Annotated in this window: 1 protein-coding gene; it reads left to right on the forward strand. The window is 45.8% G+C overall.

Annotation, left to right across the window (positions count from 1 at the left end; all coding sequences use genetic code 11):
- Positions 1-246, forward strand: a 246-nt coding sequence (locus G5S52_RS24525) for a hypothetical protein (RefSeq protein ID WP_205744047.1), incomplete at its 5' end; no start/stop codon positions are given.
- Positions 247-319: the final 73 nt, after the last annotated feature.

The raw sequence follows: 319 nt of genomic DNA on the forward strand, positions 1-319 counted from the left end.
ATCCTCGAGGACGGCACAGTGATTAGAGATCCAGATTACTCTGATCCGTTAGAAAATATCGCCGTAGGCGACAGCAGTTCTGCTCTACAATCTGTCGACTATCATCAACATTCCGAAAGAAAAGCTAGTAGCCAAAGCTTATTTATGGACACAACGGCTTTTACAGATGGTGCACACACACTCACTGTGTCTTATGAAGGCCAGGAAAAGAGCATACAGTATCCTCGAGGACGGCACAGTGATTAGAGATCCAGATTACTCTGATCCGTTAGAAAATATCGCCGTAGGCGACAGCAGTTCTGCTCTACAATCTGTCGAC

Origin of the sequence: Grimontia sedimenti, from assembly GCF_011045095.1 — a bacterium.
GTDB classification, from domain to species: Bacteria; Pseudomonadota; Gammaproteobacteria; order Enterobacterales; family Vibrionaceae; genus Enterovibrio; species Enterovibrio sedimenti.